We start from the raw sequence: 15078 nt of genomic DNA, 5'->3' as shown, positions 1-15078 counted from the left end.
TGTAATGAAACGTTGATATTAAGCCGTTTTTAGAGTATGTGACCTATCCAAGTGTCTTGTTAATAGCTTTATCCAATTTTCTCTGTTAGAATCAGTTTAGAAACGGATAAAAAATGAAGTAGGTAGTGATATAAATGGGATGGTTCAAAGATTTTTTCTTCGCAGACCGAGACGAAGAGTATGAAAAAACAGAAGTGGCTAAGCCAAAAAAAGAGGCAAAACCAGCGCCACAGATCCAATTGGCACCAACAACTAAAACTAAAAAACCAATAGAAACCACACAACAGAAGATGCAACCTGCAAAACAAAAACGAGAAATACAAGCAAAAGTCGTCTATCAATATCCAAAAGGAGAATTTCGTTTTCCACTTATTCCTGATGGCGGACAACAAGTAACAACGAATACAGCGTTACATAGCGAACCGAAGCAAGTGACACCAAAGCGGAATACGCAGCGGGTCATCGAAAAAAATAACGTACCAATAATGGAGAAGAAGCGACCGTTCAAATTGACTGATGTTCCTTCGCCAGTCTTTGCTTTCCAAAAAAGACCAAGCCGTTTTGAGTTTGATATTACAAAAGAATTAGAAACGGGTGAGCCAGTTCTTGATGAAGTTTTAATGGAAGAGGTTTCCAAAGTACATCCTGAAACGACCGTCGTGCCTGAGTTGGAAGAGGAAATTACTGTTTTAGATCAAGTAGAAGAACCTGCATTGGTGAAAGACGAGATCGAGGTGTTAGAAGAGGAGCTACCAGAAGCGGTTTTTGAGGAAGCTTTTGTCGAAGTAGAGGACGTATCGCTATCTGAAGCGGAAGAAATGGCTATTTTAGAACAAATTAAAGGCGCAGATGTGGTTGCGGATGAAGAAATCGCAGTGGCTCCCGTTGAGGAAGTGGAGCCAAAAACGGAGCGCATTGAACTTATTCATGAAGCGCCAAAGCCTGAGAAACCAGTGCGCACAAACGCGCCGCCAAAAACGCGCATTCCATTCAACGTTATGATGGTGAATCAAGACAAGCAACGCGTTGAGAAAAAAGAGGAAGTAGAGCAACAGCCAGTGAACACGACATTCGAGACTCCAAAAGAAGCAGAAATAGCACCCGTTTTCCCTGTGGAAAAAGCAACAACCGATAAACCAAGTAGTTACTATTTTCCGTCCTTAACTTTACTCAAACCACCCGTTTTTGAAAATGAAGACGAGGAGTGGCTAGCGTTTCAAGAAGAACTTTTAAATGAGACGCTTTTAAACTTTAACGTTGCTGCAAAAGTGGTCAATGTGACGCAAGGCCCAGCAGTTACGCGATTTGAAGTACAGCCTGAAAAAGGCGTGAAGGTCAGCAAAATCACGAATTTGACCGATGATATCAAGCTTAATTTAGCGGCAAAAGACATTCGTATTGAAGCGCCAATCCCAGGAAAAAGCACGATTGGTATTGAAATTCCAAATGCCACGAGCCGTCCTGTGATGCTGTCAGAAATCATGAATAGTCAAGCGTTCCAGATGAGTAAATCACCGTTAACAGCGGCGCTTGGGCTCGATATTTCAGGCAGACCAATCGTCACCGACTTACAAACGATGCCGCATGGACTTATTGCTGGTGCGACTGGATCAGGAAAAAGCGTCTGCATCAATTCCTTGCTCATCAGCTTACTGTATAAAGCAACCCCAGATGAGTTGAAACTATTGCTCATCGATCCAAAAATGGTTGAACTTGCGCCGTATAATCGGATACCGCATCTTGTTAGTCCAGTTATTACAGATGCTAAAGCGGCTACGGCGGCATTGAAGTGGGCTGTGGAAGAGATGGAACGCCGATATCAATTATTTGCTCATGCTGGCGTTAGGAACATGGAGAAGTTTAACGAATATTCTTCCCATCCAGAACATTCTGGCGAGAAATTGCCGTACATTTTAATCATTATCGATGAATTAGCAGATCTGATGATGGTGGCGCCAAGTGATGTAGAAGAAGCCATTAGCCGCATTGCCCAAAAAGCAAGAGCGTGTGGTATTCACATGATTGTGGCAACGCAACGTCCTTCTGTAGACGTTATTACAGGTCTTATTAAAGCGAACATTCCAACACGCGTTTCTTTCTCTGTGTCATCACAAATTGATTCTAGAACGATTATCGATACCGCTGGTGCTGAGAAATTACTTGGAAAAGGGGATATGCTATTCCTCCCAAGTGGCGCATCCAAACCCGTTCGTTTACAAGGGACATATGTCGGCGACCAAGAAATCGATGCCGTCATTGCCCATGTTCGTAATCAGGGCGAACCGAATTATCTATTCAAACAAGAAGAGCTTCTAGAACGCGAAATTGCCAAAGAAGAAGAGGACGATTTATTCGATGAAGCGTGTGATTTTGTATTAGGACAAAACGGAGCATCAACATCTTTATTACAACGTCATTTCCGAATCGGATATAACCGCGCAGCAAGACTGATGGAAGCACTAGAAAAGCATAATATCGTCTCCGCGACAAATGGATCGCGACCGCGTGATGTGATTATCACCAGAGAACAATTAGAAAAGATACGTGATAATTAATACATCAGTAGTCCTATTAGCGTATAAAAACATACTTTAAATCGCATAAAAGCTGAAAAATATAAGTCCTTGGATATAAATTTCGCGCAAGGATTTCTTAATGGCCAAAAAAGTGCTATAATTATCTAGTGAGATTTTTCATTCAAGGTCAACAAGTAACAACAAACACACATTCGAAAAGTAAGAACAAGAAGATGTCTAGAAATAATAAAAATAATGAAAATGCTATTTAAAATAAGCAACACACTATTTTTTAGGCTACCTCTTCAAAGATTATAATTCTGGGGGTTCAAGTAATGACAACGTATCATTTTGTTGGGATTAAAGGTTCAGGTATGAGTGCACTGGCTCAAATTATGTTTGATAAAGGTTTCCGAGTGCAAGGAAGCGATGTAGAAAAGTATTTTTTTACACAGAAAGCGCTAGAAGAAGATGGCATCAAGATTTTGCCTTTTTCAGAAGACAACATTGAGGAAGGCCTAACGATCATCGCAGGTAACGCATTTAAAGATGATCATCCTGAAATCAAGAAAGCACTGGATATGGATTTGCCAGTGATTCGTTATCACAAATTTTTAGGTCAATTATTAGAAGGATATACAAGTATTGCTGTTACTGGGTCGCATGGTAAAACATCGACAACTGGTCTTCTTTCCCATGTGTTAGAAGAGTTACGTCCGACATCTTATTTGATTGGTGATGGAACTGGTAAAGGTAACCGAGATGCAGAATATTTTGCTTTAGAGGCCTGCGAATATCAACGTCATTTCCTAGCTTATTCTCCAACATACGCGATTATGACGAATATCGATTGGGATCATCCAGATTATTTCAAGAGCGAGGATGATGTTTTCAGCGCGTTCGAATCATTTGGCCTCCAAGTGAAAAAAGCTGTCTTTGCGTTAGGCGATGACAAGCAATTGCGTCGTTTGAAATTGGACGTCCCCGTTGTTTATTTTGGTTTTGAAGACCATAATGAATTCCAAGCGAAAAATGTGATTAAAGAAACGACTGGCTCGACATTCGACGTGTATCATAATGGCGAGTTTTACGGTAATTTCGTGATCCCAACATACGGCGATCATAACGTCATGAATGCACTTAGCGTGATTGCTGTTACGGAATATGAAAAAATTTCAGCTGCAGATGTGGCGAAAGAATTACGGACATTTGAAGGTGTGAAGCGTCGTTTTAGCATCACGGAGAAAAAGGATCAAGTGCTAGTCGACGATTACGCCCATCATCCTTCTGAAATCCGCGCAACGATCCATGCAGCACGTCAAAAATATCCAGATCGTCCAGTAGTTGCTGTTTTCCAACCGCATACTTTTACTAGAACACAGGCCTTTTTACAAGGATTTGCAGATAGCTTGAATTTAGCAGACGAAGTATACTTATGCGATATTTTCGGCTCTGCACGTGAGAATCGTGGCACGCTAACGATCCAAGATTTATCCGCGAAGACAAAAGGAAATCATGTGATTCAAGAGCAACACACGGAAAGCTTGCTGGCATACAAAAATGCCGTTATCCTGTTCATGGGAGCGGGAGACGTTCAGAAGTTCCAAGCAGCATATGAAAGTGTTCTTGATGCAGGTGTGGAAATAATGGAGGAAAAGCGAGCAGTAAATTAAATAAACGAAAGAAACTGTAAGCTGGGTATTCCTGGTTTGCAGTTTTTTTATTCTAAGATGGCAAAAATGCATACAAAAAGGAACCCCATTCGTGACGTCGGGATTCCTTTTTGTGGTTAGGTTAAATTAGGTTTTCAGGATTCAACTTCTCAAGTTCTGGAATAACGAAACGGCCATCTTTACGAATCAGCACGTCGTCAAAATAAATTTCGCCGCCGCCGTACTCTGGACGTTGAATATTCACGAGATCCCAATGTATCGCTGAATTATTGCCGTTCGGCGCTTCATCATAGCATTGGCCAGGCGTGAAATGGAAACTACCTTCAATTTTTTCATCAAAGAGGATATCTTGCATTGGTTCGTGAATGAAAGGATTAACACCAATCGCAAATTCACCAATAAAGCGGGCGCCCTCATCTGTATCCAATATTTTATTAATGCGCTCAGTATCATTCGCCGTCGCTTTCACGATTTTACCATTTTCGAACGTAAAGGAAACATTCTCAAAAACGAAGCCTTGGTAAGGGGAAGGCGTGTTATAAGTGATAGTACCGTTGATAGAATCGCGCACAGGAGCTGTGTAAACCTCACCATCAGGAATATTTAACTGACCTGCACATTTGATCGCTGGGATGTCTTTGATCGAGAAACGCAGGTCTGTGCCTTCTCCGACAAGGCGAACGCGATCTGTTTGATTCATCAGTGTCACAAGGCTTTCCATTGCTTCACCCATTTTGCTGTAATCAAGGTTACAAACTTCAAAATAGAAATCTTCGAAGCCAACGGTGCTCATCTTAGATAACTGCGCCATCGAAGCACTTGGGTAGCGAAGAACAACCCATTTCGTTTGTTTCACGCGGATACTTGTATGCATTTTACCAACCGTTTCGCCGTTGATTTTTAATTTCTCAGCAGGAACATCGGATAATTCATTGATATTATCACCAGCACGTAAGCCGATGTAAGCGTCCATTTCTTTCATAACATTGCCTTCAAATTCAGCAATCTTCGCGTACTGTTCTGGGTTCGCACCAAGCATCATTTCGCGGTCCACTTGTGGCTCTTTCAAAGATACAAAAGGGAATCCGCCAGCTTTATAGGCTTCTGCGACAATCGATGTTACTAATTCCTTTTGCAAGCCAAAGTTTTCGATAAGTACTTTTTCACCTGGTTGCAAGCGTACAGAGTAGTTAATTAAGTTATAAGCTAATTTTTCGATACGTGGGTCTTTCAAGAAAATCACTCCATTTCATTTTTTCCACCGTTTTGCGGCACCTTTATAGTTTACTCCAATTCCTTCAAATATGCTCTCAAAAAGAACTTATAATCTGTGGCAGATGTAACGATATTGTTTAATGTGCGCTGGATATAGTATTTTACTTTCTTTTTTCGCGTAATATTGCTAAAATGAAAAGGACCCGTTCTTCAAAATAATCGTTTTACAAGAGGGCACGAGGGGTAAAGTGCTAGATATACGTGGAGGTGTGAAGAAGGTGGAAATAATTTTATACATTGCGGCTTTGATTGCTGCAATCGCGCTACTGGTTATTGCTGTTTACCTTGGCAAGACGCTAAAGTCAACATCAAAAACAATGGATGAAGTAGCTAAATCGCTCGAAGAAATGACAGGTGAGGTCAAGGGAATCACAGACCAGGCCGAGAAATTAATGAGTAAAACCAATGATCTTCTCGAAGATATCAATGGAAAAGTTGCGAAAGTAGATCCAGTATTTGATGCTGTTGGGGACATTGGCGTTTCATTACTCGGTCTTAGTCAATCTGTTCGTGAGTTGGCGACGCTTGCGACGAATAAAGTCCAAACCAATGAGACTAAAATCGTACAAGCAGTATCTTTTAGCAATTCGATCTTAGCTTTTCGTGAAAAAATGAAGGCAAACAAAGCAGCCAAACAAGCGGCTGCAGAAGCAAAAGAAGAAACAATAAGCTTATAAAAAACAAATATGGAGGTAATATATATGTCTGGAAAAGATGGAATTAACGTAAAAGATCTTCTAATCGGTGGTTTAATCGGAGGGATCGTAGGTTCTGTAACGGCACTACTTTTAGCTCCAAAATCAGGTAAAGAACTACGCGGTGACTTAAATGAGCACGTAGACGTGATGAAAGAAAAAGGTGCACAATGGAAAGACGTTGCTTACGAAAAAGGCATCGAGATTGGCAATGTAGCAAAAGATAAAAAAGATGCCATTATCGATTCTACATCAGGTTTTGTTGAAGTAGTTAGAGACAAATCAGGTCAATTATATGATACAGTTTCTAAACAAGCAAAATCAGTAAAAGAAACAGCTGTAGCAGGTACAGAAGCAACAAAAGAAGCGGCTAAAAAAGCTGCGGAAACTTTCAAATCAGAAGCGAAAGACACAGAAAAAGAACTAAAAGATGCGGCTGATAAAACAAAAGAAGAAGTAAAAGATGCTTCGAAAACAGCGAAAGACAAGACAGAGAAAATTGTTGACGACGCGAAAAAAGAATTGAAGAAATAACAACTAAGTGAGAAATCGCCTGAGTATAACAGGATATAAACAAAGTTTACTACTTTGTTTATATCCTGTTATTTTTCGTTATGAAATAGTCATTATATTCTCATGAAAATCTCTCATTTGAGGTAATTGGGTGTAAACGATTTATAATAAGCGTATTTATATGTAACGCCCCTTTGCTACTTGAAAAATAAGCTTGCAATTATAGATTAAGAATGTTACTATTAATCTATATTAGTCGCTTTAACACTTAAAAGCGCTTAAGTAGAAAAGCGACATGGTGACAAATCAATCGTTATCATTTATAATACAATACTATACTGTACAATCATATACAGGGAAATTGGAGAGGTGGCAAAATCATGGGAAATCCAAATTTAGAAGAATTACGAGCACAAGTTGATAGCTTAAACATCGAGGTTTTAGAGGCTATTAATAAACGAGCAAATTTAGTGAAAGAGATCGGCAAAATCAAAGGAATGCAAGGTGTGATTCGTTTTGATCCAGTTCGTGAGCGTCAAATGTTAAACGCGATCACAGATGCAAACGAAGGTCCTTTTGAAGATAGCACGATTGAGAAGCTATTTAAAGAAATTTTTAAAGCTGGTTTGGAGTTGCAAGAAGATGACAACTCGAAGGCTTTACTTGTCTCTCGTAAAAATAAGAAAGAGGACACAATTGTTAATGTGAATGGCGTGCCGATCGGAAATGGCGTACCAACATTTGTATTCGGTCCTTGCTCTGTTGAATCCTATGAACAAGTAGCTACCGTTGCTGGAGCTGTTCGCGATAAAGGCCTGAAATTACTTCGCGGTGGCGCATTTAAGCCACGTACAAGCCCATACGACTTCCAAGGTCTCGGTTTAGAAGGCCTACAAATTCTAAAACGTGTAGCCGATGAGTTCGGCTTAGGCGTTATTAGTGAAATCGTGACACCTCGTGATATCGACGCGGCGTTAGATCATATTGACGTTATCCAAATCGGTGCTCGTAACATGCAAAACTTCGAACTTCTAAAAGCGGTAGGTCAAGTCGACAAACCGATTCTATTAAAACGTGGTTTATCTGCAACGATTGAAGAGTTTATCGGTGCTGCTGAGTACATCATGGCTCAAGGTAATGATCAAATTATTCTTTGCGAACGTGGTATCCGCACATATGAAAAAGCTACACGTAATACATTAGATATTTCCGCAGTTCCAATTCTAAAACAAGAAACACATTTACCGGTAATGGTCGATGTGACGCATTCTACAGGACGTAAAGATTTACTACTTCCTTGTTCTAAAGCGGCATTGGCAATCGGGGCAGACGGCGTTATGGCCGAAGTACATCCAGACCCAGCAGTAGCTTTATCTGACTCGGCACAACAAATGGATTTGAAAGAGTTCGACGCTTTCTGGGAAGCTATTTTAAATTCAAAATTAGTCCCATCCAACATCCAATAAGCGGTCAGCGTGGCGACAAACGATCAGCTCCGTCGTTAAAAGCTCCGTTCCAGTGCTCTTCTACACTGCGTTTCGCATAACTTCTCACATGGTCGGGGATGAGACTCCCTCCTTGTTTTCAGTCAACGTACTCTAGTACGCTCCGCCCTGGTACTCGCTTTTGCCTAGGAGCTAATCATTTGTCGCCACGCTGAGGTTTGGTGGGGAGATCGGATTTATAAGTGAATCGTGTTTTGAGAGTGATTAGGGAATGATTTCCTAATCACTTTTTTTAGTGCTTGAAATTATGAGGTGGGTAGTTAGATAGATTTTTGTAAGGGAATACATTGGCTGTGTGTGGAGATTCTTTGGTTTTTTTGGTGAATAATCAAATGAAACGCTTTCTTCTGAATTTTTAGTAATGTAAATAATAAGTGAAAACAATTGCATAACGAAAAAAACTATCGTATTATTAAGTGTAGGCACGGTTGTGTACGTTTACAATGGTTACATATGGCTAACCGTTAAAATAAAATAAATTTGGAGAGTGAAAACAAATGAATATAACAATTTATGATGTGGCGCGTGAAGCGAATGTTTCGATGGCGACGGTTTCTCGAGTTGTCAATGGCAACCCGAACGTTAAACCAATCACAAGAAAGAAAGTTTTAGATGTTATCAAACAATTAGGATATCGTCCTAACGCCGTGGCTCGTGGACTTGCCAGTAAGAAAACAACGACGGTTGGTGTGATGATTCCAGATATTTCGAATGTTTTCTATGCGGAATTAGCGCGCGGAATTGAAGATATTGCAACAATGTACAAATACAATATTATTTTAAGTAACTCGGATGAAAATGAAGATAAAGAGCTACAGGTGTTGAATACATTGCTAGGTAAGCAAGTTGACGGCATTATTTATATGGGAGAACGTATTTCTGAGCAATTACAAGAGGAATTTGATCGTTCACCAGCGCCGGTTGTTTTGGCAGGTTCCGTCGATCCAGCGAACAAAATTGCATCTGTAAATATCGATTATAAACAGGCAAGCTATGAGGCTGTATCTCGCTTCACGAAGAATGGCCGTAAAAAAATAGCGTTTATCAGTGGTTCGCTAGATCAACCAGTGAACAGCGAGCTAAAATTGGGCGGTTACCGTGAGGCACTAAAAGAAGCGAAAATTAAATTTAACGAAGACTATGTTTTAGAGGCTGCTTACAATTACGAAGCTGGTGTCAAAGCTTGGGCGCAATTAAGTGCTTTAAAGGCTACTCCAGACGCAGTTTATGTGGCAGATGATGAGCTTGCAATGGGTGTTTTAAATGCTGCACTTGATGCAGGTGTGAAAGTACCGGAAGAGCTTGAAATCGTAACATCTAATAACACCAAATTAACTTTAATGGCACGTCCGCAATTATCGACGGTTGTTCAACCACTTTACGATATCGGTGCGGTTGCCATGCGTCTATTAACGAAATTGATGGCAAGCGAAGAAGTAGAAGAAAAAACAGTTATTTTGCCACATAGCGAGAAAATGCGCGGAACTACGCGTTAATTTTACGGAGAGTCGGGTGATCTAGAAATAGATTTGCTCGGCTTTTTCTGTGGTGCATCTTGACATCTGTTTCGTGCTATGTTAAAAATAGAAGTACAATCATATATCGTAAAGCTATGAACGGACGAAGTAGTCGCTTATCCCTGTAGAAAAGAGAGCTGGTGGTCGCTGTAAACCAGTACAAATAAGTTATGACGAATTACATCCTGGAGCGTATTTGCATTTGCAAACGGTTTTTGCCGTTATCTTAATGAAGCGAGGAAGATTTATTTCCTAAGTTGGGTGGTACCACGTATATTTTGCGTCCCTTCGTCTATTGACGGAGGGGCGTTTTTGTTTTTTAGCTAGAATTAAACTCGAAAAGGAGCGGTTGAGATGAATATTATTGATGAACTGGAATGGCGTGGCGCGATATACCAACAAACGGATGAGGCGGGACTTCGTGAATTAACAGAGAAAGAGTCGATTTCGCTATATTGCGGGATTGATCCAACGGGAGATTCGATGCATATTGGGCATTTGATTCCATTTATGATTTTGCGTCGTTTCCAAAACAAGGGGCATCGTCCAATTATTTTAGTCGGCGGCGCAACAGGGTCTATCGGTGATCCGAGCGGTAAGAAAGAAGAGCGTCAACTACAATCCATCGAACAAGTAAATAAGAATGTGGAAAGTTTACGTGGCCAGCTAGAGACAATTTTTGATTTTTCTGGTGATAATGGTGCGATCATGGTGAATAATTATGAATGGACGAAGGATTTAACGGTGCTTGATTTCTTGCGTGATTATGGGAAGAATTTCAATGTGAACACGATGTTAGCGAAAGATATCGTGGCGAATCGTTTGGAAGTCGGGATTTCGTTTACAGAGTTCGCATATCAAATTTTGCAAGCGATGGATTACAATGAGTTGTATGAAAAACATAATTGTCGCCTGCAAATTGGTGGTAGTGATCAGTGGGGGAATATAACGGCCGGACTTGATTTAATTCGTAAGAAACAAGGCGAGGGTTCTAAAGCGTTTGGGCTGACGATTCCGTTATTGACGAAGGCGGATGGTACGAAATTTGGTAAAACGGAAGGTGGCGCGATTTGGTTGAATCCAGAGAAGACGACGCCATATGAGTTTTACCAGTTCTGGATTAATACGGATGATCGTGATGTTGTGAAATACTTGAAATACTTCACATTCTTAGATCAAGGCGAAATTAGTGATCTGGAATCTGCGGTAAAATTAGAACCACATCGTCGTGCGGCACAACGTTCTTTAGCAGCTGAAATGACACGCTTTATTCATGGGCAAGCAGCGCTCGATCAAGCGATTAAGATTTCAGAAGCGTTATTTAGCGGAGATGTGAAGGCGTTGACGGCGGATGAGATTGAGCAAGGTTTTAAAGACGTACCAACGTTTACGGCAGGGCAAGAAGAGGCGTTGCTTGTAGATTGGCTTGTGGAGCTTGGAATCGAGCCTTCGAAGCGCCAATCACGTGAGGATATTGGAAATGGCGCGATTTACATTAATGGTGAGCGTGTACAAGACCTTGAAAAAGTTGTGACAAAGGCAGATCGCGTGGAAAATCGCTTTACAATTGTGCGACGTGGTAAGAAGAAATATTTCTTGGTGCGCTATGAGTAAGCTGTATTTTGAGCCCATGAAACAAGAGGAATTCAAAGATTTCTCTGAAAATCTAAGCGTTAATTATGCGGAGGACAAAATTCGGGCTGGGCTTTGGGATAAGGAAGATGCGCTCGATCAAGCGAGATTTGATATGTTGCATCTTTTACCAAAAGGCGTCATGACAAAAGATCATTTGCTCTGGAATGTGTGTAATGAGGATGATGAAAAAGTTGGGACGTTATGGGTTCTTGAAGAGAAAGATACGTACTTTATCTATGATATTATGATTTTTGAGGCATTTCAAAATCAGGGTTACGGAAGCGAATTGTTACGCGTGCTTGAAGAAAAGGCGCGTGATGAAGGTATCTCAGAGATTGAGCTGCATGTTTTTGGACATAATAAGCGAGCACTACATGTGTATGAGAATATGGGGTTTGAAGCGATTGATATCAATATGAGGAAACGTTTATAGGAAAAGGTGGCTGTTGCGGGGGAACTCGTAACGGTCTTTTTTTGTCAAAAAAAGAAGTTTGGATGCTTTTTGCATCCAAACTTCTTTGATAAGGCGTATTAACGTGAATAGAATTCTACGATAAACGCTTCGTTGATTTCAGCGTGTAATTCTGAACGTTCTGGCAGGCGGTTTAATGTACCTGTCAATTTTTCAGCGTCGAAAGTTAGGTATTCAGGCACGAATGCTGCAACATCTAAGCTTTCTGCAATTGCTGATAATTTTAGAGATTTTTCACGAACACTGATTACTTGACCAGGTGATACTTGGTAAGAAGGAATGTCTACGCGTTTTGAATCTACTAAAATGTGACCGTGGTTTACTAGTTGACGTGCTGCACGACGAGTGCGAGCAAGACCTAAGCGATATACCACGTTGTCAAGGCGTTGTTCTAGTAAGATCATGAAGTTCTCACCATGTTTACCTTGTAATTTGCCAGCTTTATTAAACGTGTTTTTGAATTGACGTTCAGTTAAGCCGTACATGTGACGTAATTTTTGTTTCTCTGCTTGTTGTAAACCATACTCAGAGATTTTTTTGCGTTGTGTTGGACCGTGTTGCCCTGGAGCATACGGACGACGTTCTAATTCTTTACCTGTTCCTGAAAGTGATAACCCTAAACGACGGGAAATTTTCCAGCTTGGACCTGTATAACGAGCCATTGATTGACTCCTCCTTTATATTTGTTTTAGCATAAAACAAACAAGTGTGATTAACCAAATAAGTGCAGTTTATCTTCATGTATCTTCGCCCTTGCAGCAGCAGGTTACAGGATACACCACGAAAAATCGGGGATAAACAACGGTCTTATTCATTTCACTCAAGCTGCATTTTACACGATCTTTAGTATAGTATAGTTTATAGGGTGTTGTCAATCTTTATTGTATAGATTTTGTTAAAATGGCAACGACTTGTTCTAAATATTCCTGATCTGTTGTGTCGAAGCGTTCTAGGGACGGGCTATCTACGTCAAGCACGCCAACAAGTTTATCTTGATGCACGATCGGGATAACAATTTCAGACTTGGAGGCCGCGTCACATGCGATATGTCCAGGAAACTCGTTCACATTTTGAACAAGATATGTTTTGCGTTCTTGTCCTGCTGAGCCACAAACGCCTCGGCCAAGCGGGATGCGAATACATGCGGGAAGACCTTGGAACGGTCCGAGAACAAGCTGATTCGTGCTTTCTTCATATAAATAGAAGCCGACCCAGTTAATATCGGTTAAAGCTTGGTTTAATAGGGCGGAAATATTACTGATATTAGCGATAAAATTGGGCTCACCAGCAATCATTGCTTCCACTTGTTTAACGCATAATTGGTAGTTTTCTGCTTTTGTTCCTGTAAATTTTGGAATTTCAATCATTTTTTTCACCACTTTTTCATTATTTTTGATTTTAAATAAGGCAAATACGGGAGAATCGTGTTAGAATAGTCTATGTGTATAATGAAATTAGTATAGCATGAAATTATTATTTTTACTTAATGAAGCGATTTGAAAATAGAGATAAAATTGAATAGTAGGAGGAAGCAACATGTTTGTTTGGTATTTAGTCGGCTTTGTGGTGATTGTAGCAGTCATTTTCGCAGTCGGATACATAATGAAACGAAAGCATTATCAACGCATCAACGCACTTGAGGCACAGAAAATTGAGTTGATGGAGCGTCCGGTCATTGATGAGCTTACGAAAGTGAAGAAATTACGGTTAACAGGGCAGACAGAGGATTTATTTGAATCGTGGCGTGATTCTTGGGACGAGATTGCAACGAAACTATTTCCTGATTTAGAAGAATATATCCTAGGGGCAGAGCAACATACAGACCGTTATCAATTTGGAAAAGCAACGCAGATGGAAAATCAGGTGGAGCAAGTTATTCATGATATTGATACGCAGATGAAGCAAATTTTGCGAGGATTGAAGGAATTAATTGCTAGTGAAGAACGCAATGCACTCGATATTCGCGCGGCAAAAGATACGTTTACGACGATACGCCGCGATGTGCTTAGCAATGGTTACAAACTTGGCGATGCGTTACACAGTATTGAGGGAGAACTTGATACGGTCGCGGAAAACTTGAACCGATTTGATATGTTAACGGAGCAAGGTGACTACTTGGAAGCGCGAGAAACCGTGCTTAATCTACAGCATGATTTAGAAAAATTGGCGAATAAGATGGATAAAATTCCAAGCTTGTTACGCGAAAGTGATATCATTTTGCCAGATGAAATGAGTAAACTACAAGCAGGCTACGATGAAATGGCGAATCAAGGTTATTATTTAGAGCAATTACAATTAGCAGCGGAGTTAGAGCGAATGAGTCATCGGGTTTCTGATTTAAAAGGCAAGATTGTTGCGGGTGAACTTGAAGCTGTGGAGAATGGCGTGGCGGAGCTGCATACGGAGATTAATCTGTTTTATGATACGCTGGAGCATGAAGTTGAGGCGCGTCATTTTGTGAAAGAAAACCGTATTGTTGTGGAAGCGAAATTAGAGAAGCAAATGGCTGTATCAGATGCGCTTGCGGAACAAATTAAAGAAGTGAAGCAGACATATCACGTGGCAGATGACGAACTGGCGGTCTATTTGAAAGTGGCGAGCCAATTGCAAACGCAAAAAGAACAGCTCGAAACGGTCACAGAACGCTTGTCTGAAGTTAAAATTGCTTATTCGGCGGCAGAGGATACGTTAAAAGAAATTGACGCGATTGTTTCTGGCATTGCACTGGAACAAGATACATTTGCTGAGGAGTTGCGTTCGCTCAGAAAAGATGAGCTCGAGGCGCGTGAGGATGCTAAGCGCATGCGCCGAGCGATTATGAACTTGAATCAAAGGCTAGATCGTGAGCGCCTTCCTGGTAAGCCTGATGAGTATATCACGCTATGCGAACATATGGAAGCATCGATTTCAAAATTAGAAAGCAAGCTGGAAGAGAAACCACTGAATATGAAAGCTGTGAACAATGAATGGCGTGTGGCGAAAGAAGATCTCGAACATTTGACAGAAAAAGCGGATGAAATGATTGAGAACGTCCATTTAGTGGAGCATGTTATCCAATACGCCAATCGTTATCGTCTACGTACACCAGACCTTGCAATCGCTCTTCGTAAAGCAGAAGATCATTTTTATGACGACTATCAATATAAAAAAGCCTTAGAAATAGCGGTAACTGCTTTGGAAAAAGTGGAACCAAATGCGTTTAAGAAAATTGAAAAAGCATATGAAATGAAGATTAATGTGGATGAAGTTGAATGAATAGTGAAAAGCGGGGAACTTG

Annotated in this window: 12 protein-coding genes and 1 other annotated feature; of the genes, 9 read left to right on the top strand and 3 right to left on the bottom strand. The window is 40.6% G+C overall.

Translation table 11 applies throughout. The features are described 5' to 3' along the window. Positions 1-134: 134 nt before the first annotated feature. On the top strand, positions 135-2555 hold the full coding sequence (locus UE46_RS10035) for a DNA translocase FtsK (RefSeq protein WP_118907587.1): 2421 nt from the start codon (positions 135-137) through the stop codon (positions 2553-2555). A gap of 296 nt (positions 2556-2851) precedes the next feature. Continuing rightward, the gene (gene murC / locus UE46_RS10030; protein ID WP_036061543.1) at positions 2852-4189 is read left to right on the top strand and encodes a UDP-N-acetylmuramate--L-alanine ligase; all 1338 of its coding nucleotides are present in this window, start codon (positions 2852-2854) and stop codon (positions 4187-4189) included. A gap of 121 nt (positions 4190-4310) precedes the next feature. Here the strand turns inward: murC and UE46_RS10025 are convergent, their stop codons facing one another. Next, positions 4311-5423: an aminopeptidase gene (locus tag UE46_RS10025; RefSeq protein WP_036061542.1), complete on the bottom strand. Its 1113-nt coding sequence runs from the start codon at positions 5421-5423 to the stop codon at positions 4311-4313. 259 nt (positions 5424-5682) lie between these two features. On the opposite strand from UE46_RS10025, the gene UE46_RS10020 reads away from it, so the two are divergent. The 6 genes from UE46_RS10020 (at position 5683) to UE46_RS09995 (ending at position 11762) form a co-directional block, all read left to right on the top strand. After that, positions 5683-6141: a DUF948 domain-containing protein gene (locus UE46_RS10020; protein ID WP_036061541.1), complete on the top strand. Its 459-nt coding sequence runs from the start codon at positions 5683-5685 to the stop codon at positions 6139-6141. A 24-nt stretch (positions 6142-6165) separates the two neighbouring features. Beyond that, a complete protein-coding gene (locus UE46_RS10015) occupies positions 6166-6693 on the top strand; it encodes a YtxH domain-containing protein (RefSeq protein WP_036061540.1) in 528 nt (175 codons plus the stop codon). Between the two features lie 359 nt (positions 6694-7052). Further along, entirely contained in the window at positions 7053-8138 is a 1086-nt protein-coding gene (locus UE46_RS10010) for a bifunctional 3-deoxy-7-phosphoheptulonate synthase/chorismate mutase (RefSeq protein WP_036061539.1), read from the top strand. Between the two features lie 536 nt (positions 8139-8674). Further along, positions 8675-9673 (top strand): catabolite control protein A, encoded by a 999-nt coding sequence (gene ccpA / locus UE46_RS10005; protein ID WP_118907586.1) that lies wholly within the window; start codon positions 8675-8677, stop codon positions 9671-9673. A 107-nt stretch (positions 9674-9780) separates the two neighbouring features. Continuing rightward, positions 9781-9985 (top strand) — a binding site (T-box leader). 63 nt (positions 9986-10048) lie between these two features. After that, positions 10049-11308 carry a tyrosine--tRNA ligase gene (tyrS, locus tag UE46_RS10000; RefSeq protein WP_036061538.1) on the top strand — a complete coding sequence of 420 codons (1260 nt, stop codon included), beginning with the start codon at positions 10049-10051 and terminating at the stop codon, positions 11306-11308. Next, positions 11301-11762: a GNAT family N-acetyltransferase gene (locus tag UE46_RS09995; protein ID WP_036061537.1), complete on the top strand. Its 462-nt coding sequence runs from the start codon at positions 11301-11303 to the stop codon at positions 11760-11762. The genes tyrS and UE46_RS09995 overlap by 8 nt, the downstream gene beginning before the upstream one ends. Positions 11763-11860: 98 nt before the next feature. On the opposite strand, the gene rpsD is transcribed toward UE46_RS09995, so the two are convergent. Beyond that, positions 11861-12463, bottom strand: a complete 603-nt coding sequence (gene rpsD, locus UE46_RS09990; RefSeq protein WP_036061536.1) for a 30S ribosomal protein S4 — start codon at positions 12461-12463, stop codon at positions 11861-11863. A gap of 216 nt (positions 12464-12679) precedes the next feature. Then, on the bottom strand, positions 12680-13168 hold the full coding sequence (locus UE46_RS09985; RefSeq protein WP_036061535.1) for a GAF domain-containing protein: 489 nt from the start codon (positions 13166-13168) through the stop codon (positions 12680-12682). Between the two features lie 169 nt (positions 13169-13337). On the opposite strand from UE46_RS09985, the gene UE46_RS09980 reads away from it, so the two are divergent. Then, complete coding sequence (locus UE46_RS09980) at positions 13338-15056, top strand: septation ring formation regulator EzrA (protein WP_036061534.1); 1719 nt, start codon at positions 13338-13340, stop codon at positions 15054-15056. Positions 15057-15078 lie beyond the last annotated feature (22 nt).

The organism is Listeria weihenstephanensis, assembly GCF_003534205.1.
GTDB classification, from domain to species: Bacteria; Bacillota; Bacilli; order Lactobacillales; family Listeriaceae; genus Listeria_A; species Listeria_A weihenstephanensis.
Note: the sequence above shows the minus strand (reverse complement) of the source record. Positions and strands in the feature narration are given on the sequence as shown.

Coding starts and splice junctions, on each gene's coding strand:
- UE46_RS10015 (WP_036061540.1), top strand. CDS start 6,166: ATGTCTGGAAAAGATGGAATTAACGTAAAAGATCTTCTAATCGGTGGT.
- murC (WP_036061543.1), top strand. CDS start 2,852: ATGACAACGTATCATTTTGTTGGGATTAAAGGTTCAGGTATGAGTGCA.
- UE46_RS09995 (WP_036061537.1), top strand. CDS start 11,301: ATGAGTAAGCTGTATTTTGAGCCCATGAAACAAGAGGAATTCAAAGAT.
- ccpA (WP_118907586.1), top strand. CDS start 8,675: ATGAATATAACAATTTATGATGTGGCGCGTGAAGCGAATGTTTCGATG.
- UE46_RS10035 (WP_118907587.1), top strand. CDS start 135: ATGGGATGGTTCAAAGATTTTTTCTTCGCAGACCGAGACGAAGAGTAT.
- tyrS (WP_036061538.1), top strand. CDS start 10,049: ATGAATATTATTGATGAACTGGAATGGCGTGGCGCGATATACCAACAA.
- UE46_RS09985 (WP_036061535.1), bottom strand. CDS start 13,168: ATGATTGAAATTCCAAAATTTACAGGAACAAAAGCAGAAAACTACCAA.
- UE46_RS09980 (WP_036061534.1), top strand. CDS start 13,338: ATGTTTGTTTGGTATTTAGTCGGCTTTGTGGTGATTGTAGCAGTCATT.
- rpsD (WP_036061536.1), bottom strand. CDS start 12,463: ATGGCTCGTTATACAGGTCCAAGCTGGAAAATTTCCCGTCGTTTAGGG.
- UE46_RS10010 (WP_036061539.1), top strand. CDS start 7,053: ATGGGAAATCCAAATTTAGAAGAATTACGAGCACAAGTTGATAGCTTA.